Origin of the sequence: Streptomyces sp. NPDC051041 (genome assembly GCF_044456065.1) — a bacterium.
In the GTDB taxonomy this organism is placed as follows: domain Bacteria; phylum Actinomycetota; class Actinomycetes; order Streptomycetales; family Streptomycetaceae; genus Streptomyces; species Streptomyces glaucus.
The window spans coordinates 148,947-164,304 of the sequence record NZ_JBITFM010000006.1 but is presented as its reverse complement, the minus strand read 5'-3'; the positions used below and the strand labels follow the sequence as shown (position 1 = coordinate 164,304).

The 15,358-nt window shown below is 74.7% G+C and carries 14 protein-coding genes; 4 read left to right on the top strand and 10 right to left on the bottom strand.

The features are described 5' to 3' along the window. Positions 1–123: 123 nt before the first annotated feature. A complete protein-coding gene (locus tag ACIBAI_RS13160; protein WP_344600800.1) occupies positions 124–663 on the bottom strand; it encodes a bacterial proteasome activator family protein in 540 nt (179 codons plus the stop codon). Between the two features lie 993 nt (positions 664–1,656). Here ACIBAI_RS13160 and ACIBAI_RS13155 point away from each other — a divergent pair. After that, the gene (locus ACIBAI_RS13155) at positions 1,657–1,809 is read left to right on the top strand and encodes a hypothetical protein (protein WP_399033674.1); all 153 of its coding nucleotides are present in this window, start codon (positions 1,657–1,659) and stop codon (positions 1,807–1,809) included. A gap of 52 nt (positions 1,810–1,861) precedes the next feature. Here ACIBAI_RS13155 and ACIBAI_RS13150 read toward each other — a convergent pair whose 3' ends face one another. Next, on the bottom strand, positions 1,862–2,842 hold the full coding sequence (locus tag ACIBAI_RS13150; RefSeq protein ID WP_399033672.1) for an NAD(P)H-quinone oxidoreductase: 981 nt from the start codon (positions 2,840–2,842) through the stop codon (positions 1,862–1,864). 315 nt (positions 2,843–3,157) lie between these two features. Here ACIBAI_RS13150 and ACIBAI_RS13145 point away from each other — a divergent pair, with 315 nt between their 5' ends. Further along, positions 3,158–4,165 (top strand): ATP-binding cassette domain-containing protein, encoded by a 1,008-nt coding sequence (locus ACIBAI_RS13145; RefSeq protein ID WP_399033671.1) that lies wholly within the window; start codon positions 3,158–3,160, stop codon positions 4,163–4,165. After that, complete coding sequence (locus ACIBAI_RS13140) at positions 4,162–5,010, top strand: ABC transporter permease (protein WP_399033669.1); 849 nt, start codon at positions 4,162–4,164, stop codon at positions 5,008–5,010. Before ACIBAI_RS13145 ends, ACIBAI_RS13140 begins: the two co-directional genes overlap by 4 nt. A 237-nt stretch (positions 5,011–5,247) precedes the next feature. Here the strand turns inward: ACIBAI_RS13140 and ACIBAI_RS13135 are convergent, their stop codons facing one another. Genes ACIBAI_RS13135 through pdhA form a run of 6 tightly spaced genes read right to left on the bottom strand, consistent with a single transcriptional unit; the run spans position 5,248 to position 12,551 of the window. Continuing rightward, positions 5,248–6,345, bottom strand: coding sequence for a potassium channel family protein (locus ACIBAI_RS13135; RefSeq protein WP_399033667.1), 1,098 nt, complete (start codon positions 6,343–6,345; stop codon positions 5,248–5,250). Next, complete coding sequence (locus ACIBAI_RS13130) at positions 6,342–7,778, bottom strand: molybdopterin molybdotransferase MoeA (RefSeq protein ID WP_399033665.1); 1,437 nt, start codon at positions 7,776–7,778, stop codon at positions 6,342–6,344. Before ACIBAI_RS13130 ends, ACIBAI_RS13135 begins: the two co-directional genes overlap by 4 nt. Next, positions 7,775–8,782, bottom strand: a complete 1,008-nt coding sequence (locus ACIBAI_RS13125; RefSeq protein ID WP_399033664.1) for a DUF6457 domain-containing protein — start codon at positions 8,780–8,782, stop codon at positions 7,775–7,777. Before ACIBAI_RS13125 ends, ACIBAI_RS13130 begins: the two co-directional genes overlap by 4 nt. Positions 8,783–8,836: 54 nt before the next feature. After that, positions 8,837–10,408, bottom strand: coding sequence for a 2-oxo acid dehydrogenase subunit E2 (locus tag ACIBAI_RS13120; protein WP_399033662.1), 1,572 nt, complete (start codon positions 10,406–10,408; stop codon positions 8,837–8,839). Further along, complete coding sequence (locus ACIBAI_RS13115; protein ID WP_344600530.1) at positions 10,408–11,412, bottom strand: alpha-ketoacid dehydrogenase subunit beta; 1,005 nt, start codon at positions 11,410–11,412, stop codon at positions 10,408–10,410. The genes ACIBAI_RS13120 and ACIBAI_RS13115 overlap by 1 nt, the downstream gene beginning before the upstream one ends. Beyond that, positions 11,409–12,551: a pyruvate dehydrogenase (acetyl-transferring) E1 component subunit alpha gene (pdhA, locus tag ACIBAI_RS13110; protein WP_399033660.1), complete on the bottom strand. Its 1,143-nt coding sequence runs from the start codon at positions 12,549–12,551 to the stop codon at positions 11,409–11,411. The genes ACIBAI_RS13115 and pdhA overlap by 4 nt, the downstream gene beginning before the upstream one ends. A 175-nt stretch (positions 12,552–12,726) precedes the next feature. On the opposite strand from pdhA, the gene ACIBAI_RS13105 reads away from it, so the two are divergent. Beyond that, positions 12,727–13,236: an Lrp/AsnC family transcriptional regulator gene (locus ACIBAI_RS13105; RefSeq protein ID WP_399033658.1), complete on the top strand. Its 510-nt coding sequence runs from the start codon at positions 12,727–12,729 to the stop codon at positions 13,234–13,236. A 12-nt stretch (positions 13,237–13,248) separates the two neighbouring features. On the opposite strand, the gene ACIBAI_RS13100 is transcribed toward ACIBAI_RS13105, so the two are convergent. Next, on the bottom strand, positions 13,249–13,836 hold the full coding sequence (locus ACIBAI_RS13100) for a TetR/AcrR family transcriptional regulator (RefSeq protein WP_344600536.1): 588 nt from the start codon (positions 13,834–13,836) through the stop codon (positions 13,249–13,251). Continuing rightward, positions 13,833–15,350: a 3-hydroxyacyl-CoA dehydrogenase gene (locus ACIBAI_RS13095; RefSeq protein ID WP_399033656.1), complete on the bottom strand. Its 1,518-nt coding sequence runs from the start codon at positions 15,348–15,350 to the stop codon at positions 13,833–13,835. The genes ACIBAI_RS13100 and ACIBAI_RS13095 overlap by 4 nt, the downstream gene beginning before the upstream one ends. Positions 15,351–15,358 lie beyond the last annotated feature (8 nt).

The following is a 15,358-nucleotide window of genomic DNA, read 5'->3' as shown; positions in this document are numbered from 1 at the left end:
CGGGGAGCGATCGGTGATCGCTCCCCGGGACACACCGGGCCGGCCGGCGCCGCCCGTCCCCCGGGGCCTCCGGGCACCGCCGGGATCCCCCGGCAGCGGCAGGGACCGCTCGGCCGGGACCGCTCAGAGGTACGGCCCGCCCGAGCGGCCGCCCTTGTGGCCGTCCTCGCCGTCCTGGCCGAGGCCCGCCGGCAGGGCGCGGCGCATCTGCTCCAACTGGGCACGCGCGGCCATCTGCTGCGCGAACAGGGTGGTCTGGATCCCGTGGAAGAGACCTTCCAGCCAGCCGACCAACTGGGCCTGAGCGATGCGCAGTTCGGCGTCGCTCGGGGTCACGTCGTCGGTGAAGGGCAGGGAGAGCCGCTCCAGCTCCTCGACCAGCTCCGGCGCCAGGCCGTCCTCCAGCTCCTTCACCGAACTGGCGTGGATCTCCTTGAGCCGGTTCCGGCTCGCCTCGTCCAGGGGAGCGGCGCGCACCTCCTCCAGGAGTTGCTTGATCATGCTGCCGATCCGCATGACCTTGGCGGGCTGCTCCACCTGTTCCGTCACCGGCGTCTCGCGCGAGTCCTCGTCCCCGTTGCCGCCGCTGAGTGCCATACCGTCCTGGCCGACGACCAGGATCTGGGGGCTCTCCGGCGACCTGTCGTTCCTCGGCATCTCCATGGCGCCATTGTCTCCCATGCGGGCTCCCTCTCCGCGATACCCCCGGGGAAAGAGATCCGCCCCGCCGTCGACCCCTCGGCGGAACCAGAAATGCCGGAATCGCCGATGAATGTGAGGCTTGTCCCGTTGATCTTGGCGTCTGAGCACCGGGAGGGGGTCACGGACGTGACTCCATGGCAACGCGCACTTCGGGCGACGGGACTGGTGGCTGCCCTGGGGGTGGGTGTGGGGGCGGGAACGGGGCCGCACGGGGGCGGGACGGCGTATGCGGCCGGAGCGGCGCACCGGAGCGTGTCGGCGCACGGCGCTGTGTGGGCGCACGGGGCCGCTGCGGCGCACGGCCGCGTGTCGGCGCACGGGGCCGCTGCGGCGTACCGCGCCGGGAGCCTTCGGCCTCCGGGCGCCGCCCCGGGCTCGCCTCCGGCACCGGCCCCGCGCCCGGCACCGGCCTCGGTCCGGGCTTCCGCCCCCGCTCCCGCCCCGGGTGCCGGTACGGGGCCGCGTCCGGACGTGGGAGCCCCTCCTGGTACGGGGCCGCGTCCGGGCGTGAGGGTGCGTCCGGGTACGGGTCCGGGCACGGAGGCGCGTCCGGGTGCGGGGACGCGTCCGGGTGCGGGGACGCGTCCGGGTGCGGGAGCGCGTCCTGGCGCGGGGGTACGTCCGGGTGCGGGGACGCGTCCCGGTCCGGGGTCCGCCTCCCCCTCCGTCTCCGCCTCCCGTTCCGCGTCCGGTCCCGCGGCCGACGGCCGACGGGCCGGTCCGGTCGGCGGTGCGGCGCGCGAACCGGCGGCTCCCGCCCCGTCCGTCTCCGTCACCCGGCCCTCCCAGGCGGGCAGCCGGGCGGGCGAGGGGCGGGAGCGACCGGGGCGGCGGGAGGCGCCCACGGTGCGGAAGAGCCCCCGGCCGCCGGGAGCGGTGCGGCACGACGAGGGGACCGTCCCCGACCGGCCGGTCCTCTCCGCCACCCCGGGAGAGGCAGGACTGGTCCCCCGTGTGCCCTCGCCGCGACCGGAACCCCGGACCGTCGCGCACGCCGAGCGCGGCACCGGGACCGCGCCGCGGATCCTGCCCCTCGGCAGCGGGCTGATCCTCATCGGCCTCGGCCTGGGCCTCGCCTTCGTCGCCCTCCGCCTGCGCCGGAGCTGACCTCCTTCCGGCCCGCGGCGCACCGGTCTCCGCCCCAGCGCGGCCGGCACTTCTACGGCGCGATCAGCAGCACCTTCCCCACGTGCCCGCTCTCCTCCACCAGCCGGTGGGCGGCGGCCGCGTCCGGCATCGGGACGTCGCGGTCGACGACCGGGCGTACGTGACCCTCGGCGACCAGCGGCCACACGTGCTCCCGTACGGCCGCCACGATGGCCGCCTTCTCGTCCAGCGGACGGGCGCGCAGCGAGGTGGCGCTGACGGCGGCGCGCTTGCTGAGCAGGGTGCCGATGTTCAGCTCGCCCTTGACGCCGCCCTGCATGCCGATGATCGCGAGCCGGCCGTTGACGGCGAGGGCCCGGACGTTGCGGTCCAGGTACTTGGCGCCCATGTTGTCCAGGATGACGTCGGCGCCCGCGCCGTCCGTGGCCTTCCCGACCTCCTCGACGAAGTCCTGCTCCCGGTAGTTGATCAGGATGTCGGCGCCCAGCTCGGCACAGCGGTCCAGCTTCTCCCGGGTGCCCGCCGTGACGGCCACCCGGGCGCCGACGGCCTTGGCGAGCTGGATCGCCATCGTGCCGATGCCGCTGGAACCGCCGTGCACGAGGAGGGTCTCGCCGGGGCGGAGGTGGGCGACCATGAAGACGTTCGACCAGACCGTGCAGACCACCTCGGGCAGCGCCGCGGCCCGCCGCACGCCGACGCCCTCGGGGACCGGCAGCAGCTGGCCGGCCGGGACGGCCACCTTCTGGGCGTACCCGCCGCCCCCGAGCAGCGCGCACACCTCGTCGCCGACGGCCCAGCCGGAGACGCCGGGGCCGAGCGCGGCGATCCGCCCGGAGCATTCCAGGCCGGGGTAGGGGGAGGCGCCGGGCGGCGGGTCGTAGAAGCCCTGCCGCTGCAGGATGTCGGCGCGGTTGACGGCGCTGGCCACCACCTCGACCAGGACCTCGCCCTCGCCGGGCACTGGATCGGGGACCTCGTCCCAGACCAGCGCCTCGGGACCACCGGGTTCGGGAATCGTGATCGCATACATGAGAGCGACGCTACCCCCGGCCCCCGGCCGCATCCGTCCCCCACGACCGGTTCCGCCTCCGTACGGCCGGATCCGCCTGCGCGCCCGCTCTCCCCCTTCCCGCCCCGCCCCGCACCCCGGTCCCGCTCCCGTCCTGCGTCCCCGGCACCGCTCCCGTCCTGCGTCCCCGGCACCGCTCCCGTCCTGCGTCCCCGGTCCCCTCCCCATCGGTCCTTCGGCCGGTCCGCCGGGAAATCCCCGTGCGGGAGCGATGAGTTTGCGGGACCGTGAAGGTCTCCCCATGCGTAGCCCGAGCACGCGGAAGGACCCCGACAGATGAGCACGCAGACGTCCGGTCCGGCGATCGAGACGGCGGGCCTGGTGAAGACGTTCGGCGAGACCCGGGCCGTCGACGGCGTCGACCTGGTCGTGCCCGCGGGCACGGTCTACGGCGTCCTCGGCCCGAACGGCGCCGGCAAGACCACCACCGTGAAGATGCTCGCCACCCTCCTGCGGCCCGACGGCGGCGAGGCCCACGTCTTCGGCCACGACGTCGTGCGCGAGGCCGACCGGGTACGCGGCCGCGTCAGCCTCACCGGCCAGTACGCGTCCGTGGACGAGGACCTCACCGGCATCGAGAACCTGGTCCTGCTCGGCCGCCTGCTCGGCCACGGCAGGAAGGCCGCACGCGGCCGTGCCGCGCAGCTCCTGGAGGCCTTCGGACTCACGGAGGCGGCCGGCAAGCAGGTCAAGCACTACTCGGGCGGTATGCGGCGCCGTATCGACATCGCCGCGTCCATCTTCAACACCCCGGACCTGCTGTTCCTGGACGAGCCGACCACCGGGCTCGACCCGCGCAGCCGCAACCAGGTGTGGGACATCGTGCGCGCGGTGGTCGCCCAGGGCACGACCGTGCTGCTGACCACGCAGTACCTGGACGAGGCCGACCAGCTGGCGTCCCGGATCGCCGTCATCGACCAGGGCAGGGTGATCGCCGAGGGGACCAAGGGCGAGCTGAAGGCGTCCGTCGGCGCCGGCTCCGTGCACCTGCGGGTGCGGGACGCCGCCCAGCGGCCGCTCGCCGCCGACGTGCTGCGCCGGACGCTCGGCGCGGACGTGCAGCCCGACCCCGACCCGGTGGCGCTCACCGCCCGGCTCGGTACGGCGGCCGACGCCGGCACCGCCTCCGAGCAGGCCGCCCGCGCCCTCACCGAGCTGGCCGGCGCCGGCGTCACCGTCGACGACTTCTCACTCGGACAGCCGAGCCTGGACGAGGTCTTCCTCGCCCTCACCGGACACGACACCCGCACCGCCGACGACCCGAAGGACGAGGTGGCGGCATGAGCACCGCGACGACCACCGGGAGCAAGGAACTCGCCCCCGTCAGCGCCGAGTCGCTCGCCGCGCTGCTGATCGCCAGGGAGCGCCCGCCGCGGCCCAGCGCCTGGTCGGCGTCCCTGACCTTCGGCTGGCGCGCGATGCTCAAGATCAAACACGTGCCGGAGCAGCTCTTCGACGTCACCGCGTTCCCGATCATGATGGTGCTGATGTACACCTACCTGTTCGGCGGGGCGCTGGCCGGGTCGCCGAAGGAGTACATCCAGTTCCTGCTGCCGGGCATCCTGGTGATGTCGGTCGTGATGATCACGATGTACACCGGCGTCTCGGTCAACACCGACATCGAGAAGGGCGTCTTCGACCGGTTCCGCAGCCTGCCCGTCTGGCGGCCGTCGACCATGGTCGGCTATCTCCTCGGCGACGCCCTGCGCTACACGATCGCGTCCGTGGTGATGCTCACCGTCGGCGTGATCCTCGGCTACCGGCCGGACGGCGGCGTGGCGGGCGTGGTCCTCGGGATCGCGCTGCTGATCGTCTTCTCGTTCGCGTTCTCCTGGATCTGGACGATGTTCGGGCTGATGCTGCGCACCGAGAAGTCGGTGATGGGCGTCAGCATGATGGTGATCTTCCCGCTCACCTTCCTGTCCAACGTCTTCGTCGACCCGAGGACCATGCCGGGCTGGCTGCAGGCGTTCGTCAACAACAGCCCGATCACCCATCTGTCGTCGGCGGTGCGCGGGCTGATGGCGGGCGACTGGCCGACGGGCGAGATCGCCTGGTCGCTGGGCTGGGCGGGCCTGTTCCTGCTGGTCTTCGGGCCGGTCACGATGCGGCTGTACAACCGCAAGTAGCGCGCGGGCGCACCCCCGCGAGCTGCCCACGGGCGCATCCCCGCGGACACGGCGCACGGGCACAGCACCGCGGACACAGCACACGGGCGCAGCACCGCGGACACAGCACACCGGTGGACCACCACGGGCAGTACGCGGGTCCCCCACGGGGAGCAGGCGGATCCGCCGCGGGCGGCACACGGGTCCGCCGCGGGCGGCACGGCGGGGGCGAACCGCGCGCCGCCCGTGGCGAGTGGTTCAGTCGCGCGGCAGCGGGCGCATGTCGGGCGCGACCTGTGTGCCCGGCGTCGCCCGCACGATGGTGATGAGCCGGTCCGTCAGCTCCAGCTTCCCGACGGCCGGATCGTCGTAACCGAGCACCCGGTGCCCGCGTATGACGCTGACCACCAGGTCGTCCGTCTCCCGTGGCGTCTTGCCCACCTCGGCCTTTATGACCGGCCGTTCGACGATGTCGAGCCCGCTGCCCTGCTGGATGAGGTCCTCCATCACCATGCCGGCGGCGGGGCTGAGCACCGACAGGCCGAGCAGCCGGCCGGCCGCGCTGGCGCTGGTGATGACCGCGTCGGCGCCGGACTGCTTCAGCAGCGGCGCGTTCTCCTCCTCGCGCACGGCGGCCACGATCTTCGCGCCGCGGTTGAGCTGCCGGGCCGTCAGCGTCACCAGCACGGCCGTGTCGTCGCGCTGGGTGGCGACGATGATCTGCCGTGCCTTGTGCACCTCGGCCCGTCGGAGCACATCGCTGCGGGTGGCGTCGCCGATGATGCCCGCGTAGCCCTCGGCCGCCGCCGCGTCGATCACCTTGGAGCTGGGGTCGACCACCACGACCTGGTCCTTCTTCAGCCCCGTCGCACACACGGTCCGGATCGCCGACCGCCCCTTCGTGCCGAAGCCGATGACGACGGTGTGATCGCGCAACGTGGACCTCCAGCGGTTCAGGCGCCATTCCTCACGGGTGCGTTCGGTGAGGGCCTCGAGTGTGGTGCCGACCAGGATGATCAGGAACAGCACGCGCAGGGGTGTGACGACGAGGATGTTGACGAGCCGGGCGGCGTCGCCGGCCGGGGTGATGTCGCCGTACCCGGTGGTGGAGAGGGTGACGGTCGCGTAGTAGAAGGCGTCGAGGAGATCGACGCCGTCGCCGTTGTTGTCCTTGTAGCCGTCGCGGTCGGCGTAGACGATGGCCGCGGTCACCACGAGGACCACCAGGGCCATGGACAGCCTCTTGGCCACCTGGCGGATCGGGTGCTCCACGATCTTTCTCGGGAGCAGCACCCGATGGGTCACGAGATGTTCGTCCGGCTGGCGGGCGATGGTGTCCTGGCGCGGAAGTTTCACGTGAAACACACCCCGATTCCCTGGGACGCCCAGGGCAGGTCGAGCAGTTCCGTCTCCTGGCCGGGTCGTGCCCCGCCCGGCGGGACGACGGCCAGGGCGTCGGCGGCCGCGATGCCGCGCAGCATGGCCGGGCCGTTGTAGTGCAGCGGCACGGCACGGTCGCCGCGCAGCACGACGGGGATGAGCCGGGTGTCGCGCGGATGCCCCTGCGCCCCCTCCGCCAGCGGCATCGCGCACGGCTGCGGAGCCGGGCGCGCGGCCAGGATCCGCACCAGGGGCTCGGCCAGGGTGAGCAGGCCGGAGACGGCGGCGAGCGGGTTCCCGGGCAGGCCGACGAGGTGCTGGTTCTCCTTGGTGCGGGCCAGCAGCATGGGGTGACCGGGACGCACCTGGACGCCGTCCACGAGGAGTTCCGCCCCGATCCGGCGCAGCGTGGGGCGGACGTGGTCGACCGGGCCCGCGGCGGTGCCGCCGGTGGTGACGACGACATCGGCGCCGGAGGCCGTGAGCGCCCCGTGCAGCGCCTCGGCGTCGTCACCGATCCTGCGGACGGCGGTGACCTCGGCGCCGAGCGCCCGCAGCCAGGGCGGCAGCATCGGGCCGAGCGCGTCCCGGATCAGGCCGTCGCGCGGCAGGCCCCCGGTGAGCAGCTCGTCACCGAGGACGAACACGTCGACCCTGGGGCGGGGCACGACGGTGACCGTGTCGTACCCGGCGGCCGCGGCGAGGCCCAGGACGGCCGGGGTGACCTGGGTGCCGACGGGCAGCAGCTGGTCGCCGCTGCGGCACTCCTGGCCGCGGGGGCGGGTGTCCTGGCCGGGCACCACCTCGCGGGTGGCGTGCAGGCGGCCCCGGTCGTCGATGCGGCCGTGCTCGGTGCGCAGAACGGCGGTGGTGCCCGGCGGGATACGGGCACCGGTCGCGATCCGTACGGCCGTCCCGTCGGTGAGCGGCTCCGGTTCCGCGTGCCCGGCCAGCACCCCCGCGTCGCGTACCTCCCAGGCGCCGGGGCCGGCGACCGCCCAGCCGTCCATCGCGGAGGTGTCGAAGGAGGGCAGGTCGGTGAGGGCGGTGAGAGGGGCGGCCAGGGTGAGGCCGAGGGCCGCGTCGAGGGGCACCGGGACGAGGACGCGGCGGGCGCTCCGGACGGCGGCGCGAACGGCGCGGGCGGCAATCTCGCGGGCCTCGGGCCAGGGTGTGGCGCCGGATCGGGCGTGCGCGGCGCGGGAGTCGCGGGCCTCGGGCCAGGGGGTCGCTCCGGACCGGGCGTGCGCGGCGCGGGAGTCGTGGGCCGTCCGGTGTCCCCGGTGCGCGGGGGGTGCGGGAGCATGGCCGTCCGGGGCGGGGCCGTGGTCCTGCTTCACGGGAGCGAGCGCCTCCTCGGCGTCGAGGTCGTCGGCGTCCTCGTCGGTCCGGATGCCGCGGGCGGTCATCCGGCGTCCGGGCGGGTGTCGGGCGTGGCGTCGGGAGCCACGTCGGGGCGGCCTTCGGAGGGCTCCGCGCCGGCGGGTCCGGTGGCGGACCGGGCGCCGGAGGTCTCCTCGTCCGCCCAGCGGAGGGCGAGGGCCGCGGCCTTGCGGGCGGCCTCGGCCACCGCGTCGGGCCCGCCCCCGGCCCGCGCGGCCGCGTAACCGACGAGGAAGGTGGTCAGCGGTGCCGCGGGCCTGGCCACGCCGTGGGCCGCGTCACGGGCGAGGTCGAGCAGGACTCCGGTGTCGACGTCGAGGTCGATGCCCAGCTCGGCCTTGGCTGCGGAAATCCATTCATCCAACACGTGCCCATGCTCCCTGATGCGTGCCCTTGCGGTGGCGATGTCGTCCCAGGTGTCGCAGTCGAAGGACGCGACGGGGTCCGGGAGGCGGGTGAGGTTGAGCCGGGCGGTCAGCCGTCGCAGGGGAAGCCCGGCGAGGCCGCCGTGTCCGGCGGCGAGTCCGGTGAGCCGGCGGCGCAGGGACTCCGCCCGGTACGCGGCGACGAGGGGCTGGTCGCGGCCGTCGGGGTCGGTGAGCAGCACGCCGTCGGGGGCGGTGAGCGGCCTTCGGCCGGAGGCGGTGAGCGGCCCGCCGTCGTTCTCCCGGAGGGCGCCCAGCAGCCGCCGTACCGTGCCGCCGTCGAGGAAGGGCAGGTCGGCGGAGAGGACGACGACGTACGGGGCGGTGGTGCGGCGCAGCCCGGCCTCCAGCGCGGCGAGCGGACCGCCGCCGGGCGGGGTCTCGCGCGCCCACAGCACCGGACGCGCGGTGGCCCGGGGCTCGGCGACGACCACGGTCGTGCGGGCGTCGGCGCAGGCGGTCAGCACCCGGTCGAGCAGGGCCCGGCCGCCGACGCGCACGCCGGGCTTGTCCACGCCGCCGAGCCGCCGGGCGGCGCCCCCGGCGAGCACGACGGCGTCGTAGGCCTCGGCACCGGGGCCGCCCGGGGGCTCGTACGCGGTCACCCTCCGAGTATGCGGGGCGGTCCGATCACGGGGAACGCGGGGGAGCCGCCGCGCTCACAGCGTCCGCAGCAGCACCGCCGGCTGTTCCACGCAGTCCGCCACGTACCGCAGGAAACCACCCGCCGTGCCGCCGTCGCACACCCGGTGGTCGAAGGTGAGCGACAGCTGCACGACCTGCCGCACCGCCAGCTCGCCCTCGTGCACCCAGGGCTTGGGCACGATGCGCCCGACGCCGAGCATGGCCGCCTCGGGGTGGTTGACGATCGGCGTGGAGCCGTCGACGCCGAACACCCCGTAGTTGTTCAGCGTGAAGGTCCCGCCGGTGAGGTCCGCGGGCGTCAGCGTGCCCGCCCGGGCCGCCTCGGTGAGCCGGGCGAACTCCGCGGTCAGCGACTCGGCGTCCCGCGTATGCGCGTCCCGGACGACGGGCACGACCAGTCCCCGGTCGGTCTGCGCGGCGAAGCCCAGGTGGACGTGGTCGAACCGGACGACCTCCCGGGCCGCGGTGTCGACGGTGGAGTTCAGCTCGGGGAAGCGGGCCAGTGCGGCGGTGCAGATCCGGGCCAGCAGGGCGATCAGGGAGATCTTCGGCCCGCCCGCCGCGTTCATCGCCGCCCGCGCCCGCATCAGCTCGGTGGCGTCGGCGTCCACCCAGCAGGTCGCGTCCGGTATCTCGCGCCGGCTGCGGGAGAGCTTGTCGGCGACCGCGCCCCGGACGCCCTTGAGGGGGATGCGGACGCCACCGGGGGAGACGGGCGCGGGGGCGGGGGGCGCCGTGGCCGCCGCCGGCCGCGCCTCGCGCGCGTGCGGCTCCGCGGCGGTGGCCGGCGCCGCCGTACGGCCCTGTGCGGCGGCGGCACGCAGCGCGTACTCCACGTCCGCCCGCAGGATCAGTCCGTCCGGTCCGGAGCCGGTCAGTTCCCGCAGGTCCAGGCCGTTCTGCCGGGCCAGCCTGCGGACCAGCGGCGAGATGACGGGGACGGGGCCGTCGGCCGCCTCGGCGGCGTCCGGGCGGCCGGGCTCCGCTCCGGGGGCGGCGGCGCTCCCGTTCACCGCCGTCGGCGCCACGGCGGGCCCGGGCACGGCACCGGCGGCGCCGGGCCGCCCGTCCGCCGCGGCGGGTCCGCCGACCGGGACCGCGGACCCGGCCGGCCCGTCCGCCGCGGCCCGCGGTCCCGGCGTCGCGGACGCCGGCTGCCGCGGCCGTACCCGTCGCCGTCGCGCCGGCGCCTGCGACGTGCCGTAGCCGACCAGCACGTTGCCCGAGCCCCCGGTGCCGGAGTCCGCCGTCGGCACGGCGCCGGCGGGCTCCGGCGACGCGGCGCCGGCGGGTTCCGCCCGGCCGCCGCCCGGGCCGTCCGTCCCCGCGGCGCCGGCCGGCCCGCCCACCGCGACCGTCAGCAGGGGCGCCCCGACGGGCAGCTCCGTGCCCTCCTCGCCGAAGCGGGCCGTGACGACTCCGCCGTAGGGGCAGGGCACCTCGACCATCGCCTTGGCCGTCTCGACCTCGACGACCGGCTGGTCGACGGCGACGACGTCCCCGACCTGCACCAGCCAGCGCACGATCTCCGCCTCGGTGAGTCCTTCACCGAGATCGGGGAGCTTGAACTCCAGCACCTGTGCCATCAGCTCTCGGCCTCCCACTGCAGACGCCCCACGGCGTCGAGGATCCGGTCCACACCGGGCAGGTGGTGGCGCTCCAGCATCGGCGGCGGATACGGGATGTCGAACCCGGCCACACGCAGCACCGGCGCCTCCAGGTGGTGGAAGCAGCGCTCCGTGACCCGGGCCGCGATCTCCCCGCCCGGACCCCCGAAGGAACCCGACTCGTGGACGACGACCGCGCGTCCCGTCCGCCGCACCGAGGCGCACACCGTCTCGTCGTCGAACGGCACCAGGGAGCGCAGATCGACGACTTCGAGGTCCCAGCCCTCGGCCCGGGCCGCCTCGGCCGCCTCCATGCAGACGGGTACGGACGGCCCGTACGTGATGAGCGTGGCGCTCCGCCCTGAGCGCCGCACCACCGCGCGGCCTATCGGTTCAACGGGCGTGGGCTCCTCGGGGTTCCAGGCGTCCTTCGACCAGTACAGCCGCTTGGGCTCCAGGAAGACGACCGGGTCGTCGGAGGCGATGGCGGCACGCAGCAGCCCGTAGGCGTCGGCGACGGTCGCGGGCGTGACGACGTGCAGCCCCGGAGTCGCCATGTAGTACGCCTCGGAGGAGTCGCTGTGGTGCTCGACGCCGCCGATGCCGCCGCCGTAGGGGACGCGGACGGTCAGCGGCATCGGCATCCTGCCGCGCGTGCGGTTGCGCATCCGGGCCACATGGCTGACCAGCTGCTCGAACGCGGGGTAGGCGAACGCGTCGAACTGCATCTCCACGACCGGCCTGAGGCCGTACATCGCCATGCCGACGGCCGTGCCGAGGATGCCCGCCTCGGCGAGCGGCGTGTCCGTGCAGCGGTGCTCGCCGAACTCCGCGGCGAGCCCGTCCGTCACCCGGAAGACGCCGCCGAGGGTGCCGACGTCCTCGCCCAGGACGTGGACACCCGGGTCGGCGGCCATCGCGTCGCGCAGCGCGCGCGTGAGCGCCTGCGCCATGGTGGCCGGCTTGACGGCGACGGTGGTCATCGGCGCGCCCCCTCCGACTCGGCCTCCGCCTCCAGCTCGGCCCGCAACTGCTCGCGCTGCTCCCCGAGCTGGGCGGTCGGCTCGGCGTACACATGGGTGAACAGGTCCATGGGGTCGAGCGCCGGGTCCTGGTTCATGCGCTCGCGCAGGGCGGCGGCGAAGTCCTCGGCGTCCTGCCGCGCGGCCCGGACGCCGGCCTCGTCGAGCAGGCCCCGTCCGGTCAGCTCCCGCTCCAGCAGCAGGATCGGGTCGTGCTCGCGCCAGACCTCGATCTCGGCGTCACCGCGGTAGCGGGTCGCGTCGTCGGCGTTGGTGTGGGCGTCGACGCGGTAGGTGACCGCCTCGACGAGGGTGGGGCCGCCGCCCGCGCGCGCGTGCCGCACGGCGTCGCCGAGCACCTCGTGCACGGCGGCGGCGTCGTTGCCGTCGACCAGGCGGCCGGGCATGCCGTAGCCGACGGCCTTGTGGGCCAGGGACGGGGCCGCGGTCTGCTTGGCGAGCGGGACGGAGATCGCGAAGCCGTTGTTCTGGACCAGGAAGACCACCGGGGCCTGCCACACGGCGGCGAAGTTCAGCGCCTCGTGGAAGTCGCCCTCGCTGGTGCCGCCGTCACCGACCATCGCCAGCGCCACCACGTCGTCGCCCTTGAGGCGGGCCGCGTGCGCGAGGCCGACGGCGTGCGGGAGCTGGGTGGCGAGCGGGGTGCACAGGGGGGCGACGCGGTGCTCGCGGGGGTCGTAGCCGGTGTGCCAGTCGCCGCGCAGCAGGGTCAGCGCCGCCACGGGGTCCACGCCGCGGGCGACGGCGGCGAGCGTGTCGCGGTAGCTGGGGAAGAGCCAGTCCCGCTCCCCCAGGACCAGCGCGGCGGCGACCTCGCAGGCCTCCTGGCCGGTGCTGGAGGGGTAGACCGCGAGCCGGCCCTGCTTGGTCAGGGCCGTGGCCTGCGTGTTGTAGCGACGGCCGCGGACCAGCTGGGCGTAGAGCGTGCGCAGCAGTTCGGGATCGGCCTCGGCGGCCGCCGGCGTGCCGAGGACCCGGTACGGCTCCGCGTCGGGCAGCAGCGGCGCGGGATCGGTGCGGGGCTGCCAGGCGGGCGGCGGCGCCGGCCGATACGCACCTCGCTGCTCCATGACCGTCATGACGGCACCTCCTCGTGGGAGCGGCTCTGCGGCGCGTCACGGGTGTGACACGCCTCACCTACCGATTGTTCGGTCGACGGCACATTTTGGCTACAGGCACCACCGGGCTGTGGACAAACGGTTCTGCACAGCCTGGGATGAACGCAGCACGTCCATGGTAGGGAGGCGGGGGGACATGGCATCTGAACAAATGGCCGAGGGCGCCGCGGGCCCGGAGGACACCGGCCCCCCGCCGCCGCCCCGCCCCCTGGACGCCATCGACCAGGACATCCTGCGCATCCTCCAGGCGGACGGCCGCGCCTCGATACGATCGGTCGCCGAGCGGGTGCACGTCTCGCGCGCGAACGCCTACGCGCGGATCAACCGGCTCGTCGAGGACGGTGTGATCCGCGGCTTCGGCGCCCGCGTCGACCACGAGCGCGCCGGGCAGGGCACCTCGGCCTACGTCACCCTGAAGATCGTCCAGAACTCCTGGCGCACGGTGCGCGAACGGCTCAGACAGCTCCCCGGCGCCTCGCACATCGCCCTGGTGGGCGGCGACTTCGATGTCCTGCTGCTGGTGCACACGCCCGACAACCGGGCCCTGCGCGAACTGGTGCTCACCCGGCTCCAGGCCATCCCCGAGGTGCTCAGCACCCGCACGCTGCTGGTGTTCGAGGAGGAGGACCTGGAGCCCCAGGGGTGACGGCCCCCGGCGTCAGCCCTCGCGGAGCCCGGAGAACACCAGCCGCACCACGGCCTCGGCCACCTCGCGCTCCCCCATGCCGCGCCCGTCCGGCCGGTACCACTCGACGATCGAGTTGACCATGCCGAACACCAGCCGCGTGGCGAGCCGCACCTCCACGTCCCCGCGGATGTCCCCGTCGGCGGCGGCCTCCTTCATCAGCCCGGCCACCCGGTGGTCGAACTCCCGCCTGCGCTCCAGGGCCCATCGCTCGGTGTCCGTGTTGCCGCGCACCCGCAGCAGCAGCGTGACGTAGGGCAGTTCGGCGATGAGCACCTCGACCATGCGCCGCACGACGTGCTCCAGGCGCCCGGCGGCCCGCCCCACGCGCGCGGGCTCCTCGTCGAGGATCCCGAAGAGCCCGTCCAGGGCCCGGCTCACGGCCCGGCGCAGCAGTTCCTCCTTGCCCGTGACGTGGTGGTAGATCGACGACTTGGAGATGCCCGCCGCCCTGGAGAGGTGCTCCATGGAGGTGCCGTCGTAGCCGCGCTCGTTGAAGACCCGCACGGCGACGGACAGCAGCGTCTCCGGCGTGTACGTGTCGCGCCTGGCCGTGGTCATGAGGAACCGCCCTCCCGCTTGTCGGAGGCGTGCGCGTGGCGGTAGAGCGCCAGGGACGGCGCGTAGCGCCCCGAGGGGTCGCGCAGGTGCAGGTCGTCGAGGAGGCCGTACGCCCAGTCGCGGCCGAGGCGGCGGTTCCACTCGAAGGGGCCGAGCGGGTAGTTGACGCCCAGGCGCATCGCGGTGTCGATGTCCTCCTCGGTGGCCACGCCCTTGGCGACGGCGTCGTACGCGAGGTCGACGATCCGCGCGACCGTGCAGGCGACGATCATGCCGGGGACGTCACCGATGACGCTGACCTTCTTGCCGAGCGCCTGGAACAGGCCGATGGCGTCGGAGAGCGTCCGCGGGGAGGTGTCCTGGGAGGCGGACAGGGCGATGCGGGTGGCCTTGCGGTAGTCGAGGGCGAGGTCGAAGTAGACGACGTCCTGGAACTCCACGGAGGTCTGCCCGTCGGCGAGGACCAGCTGGCCGCCGCCGGGCAGCACCAGCCGGGTGCCGTTGTCCTCGTCCTCCTCGCGGACCCGGACGCCCGCCTCGCGGATCATCGGCAGCAGTTCCGAGGCCGGGCCCAGGTCGCCCTCGGCGACGACGTAGGCGGGCGGTTCGCACCGCTCCGCGGTGTGCGGCTCGGGGCGTTCGGCGCCGTCGCGGTAGTCGTACCAGCCCTGGCCGGCCTTGCGGCCGAGGCGGCCGGACTCCACCAGGCGGCGCTGGGCGAGCGACGGCGCGAACCGCGCGTCCTGGAAGAACGACCGCCACACGGAGTGCGTGACGGACTCGTTGACGTCCTGCCCGATCAGGTCGGTCAGCTCGAAGGCGCCCATCCGGAAGCCGCCCGACTCGCGCAGCACGGCGTCGATGGTGGCGGGGTCGGCGGCATGGGCCTCGTACACCGCGAAGGCCTCGGCGTAGAAGGGCCGCGCGATGCGGTTGACGATGAATCCGGGCGTGTCGGCGCAGGCGACCGGGGTCTTGCCCCAGGCGCGGGCCGTCTCGTACGCGCGGGTGGCCGAGGAGACGTCGGTGGCGAACCCGGAGACCACCTCGACCAGGGGCATCAGCGGCGCGGGGTTGAAGAAGTGCAGGCCGACGAGGCGGCCCGGGTGGGCGAGGGCGCCGCCGACGGCGGTGACGGACAGGGAGGAGGTGTTGGTGGCGAGCAGGCAGTCCTCGGCGACGACGCCCTCCAGCTCCCGGAACAGCTCCTGCTTGACGTCGAGCCGCTCGAGCACCGCCTCGACGACCAGGGAGCAGTCCGCGAGCCCGGCGAGGTCCTCCACGGGGTGCAGCCGGGCCCGGGCCGCGTCCCGGCCGGCGCTGGTGAGCCGGTCCTTCTCGACGAGCCGGTCGAGGCGGGCGCCGATCGCCGCGGCCGCTTCCCGGGCGCGTCCGGGGACGGCGTCGTACAGCCGTACGGTGTGGCCCGCGACCAGCGCGACCTGGGCGATGCCCTGGCCCATGGTGCCGGTGCCGACGACGGCCACGGGGCTGCTGAGGTCGAGTGCTGTCATGTGCGCGA

Excerpts from the sequence above, each read along its gene's own strand:
- ACIBAI_RS13160 (WP_344600800.1), bottom strand. The coding sequence starts at position 663 with ATGGAGATGCCGAGGAACGACAGGTCGCCGGAGAGCCCCCAGATCCTG.
- ACIBAI_RS13150 (WP_399033672.1), bottom strand. The coding sequence starts at position 2,842 with ATGTATGCGATCACGATTCCCGAACCCGGTGGTCCCGAGGCGCTGGTC.
- ACIBAI_RS13145 (WP_399033671.1), top strand. The coding sequence starts at position 3,158 with ATGAGCACGCAGACGTCCGGTCCGGCGATCGAGACGGCGGGCCTGGTG.
- ACIBAI_RS13140 (WP_399033669.1), top strand. The coding sequence starts at position 4,162 with ATGAGCACCGCGACGACCACCGGGAGCAAGGAACTCGCCCCCGTCAGC.
- ACIBAI_RS13130 (WP_399033665.1), bottom strand. The coding sequence starts at position 7,778 with ATGACCGCCCGCGGCATCCGGACCGACGAGGACGCCGACGACCTCGAC.
- ACIBAI_RS13120 (WP_399033662.1), bottom strand. The coding sequence starts at position 10,408 with ATGGCACAGGTGCTGGAGTTCAAGCTCCCCGATCTCGGTGAAGGACTC.
- ACIBAI_RS13115 (WP_344600530.1), bottom strand. The coding sequence starts at position 11,412 with ATGACCACCGTCGCCGTCAAGCCGGCCACCATGGCGCAGGCGCTCACG.
- pdhA (WP_399033660.1), bottom strand. The coding sequence starts at position 12,551 with ATGACGGTCATGGAGCAGCGAGGTGCGTATCGGCCGGCGCCGCCGCCC.
- ACIBAI_RS13105 (WP_399033658.1), top strand. The coding sequence starts at position 12,727 with ATGGCATCTGAACAAATGGCCGAGGGCGCCGCGGGCCCGGAGGACACC.
- ACIBAI_RS13100 (WP_344600536.1), bottom strand. The coding sequence starts at position 13,836 with ATGACCACGGCCAGGCGCGACACGTACACGCCGGAGACGCTGCTGTCC.
- ACIBAI_RS13095 (WP_399033656.1), bottom strand. The coding sequence starts at position 15,350 with ATGACAGCACTCGACCTCAGCAGCCCCGTGGCCGTCGTCGGCACCGGC.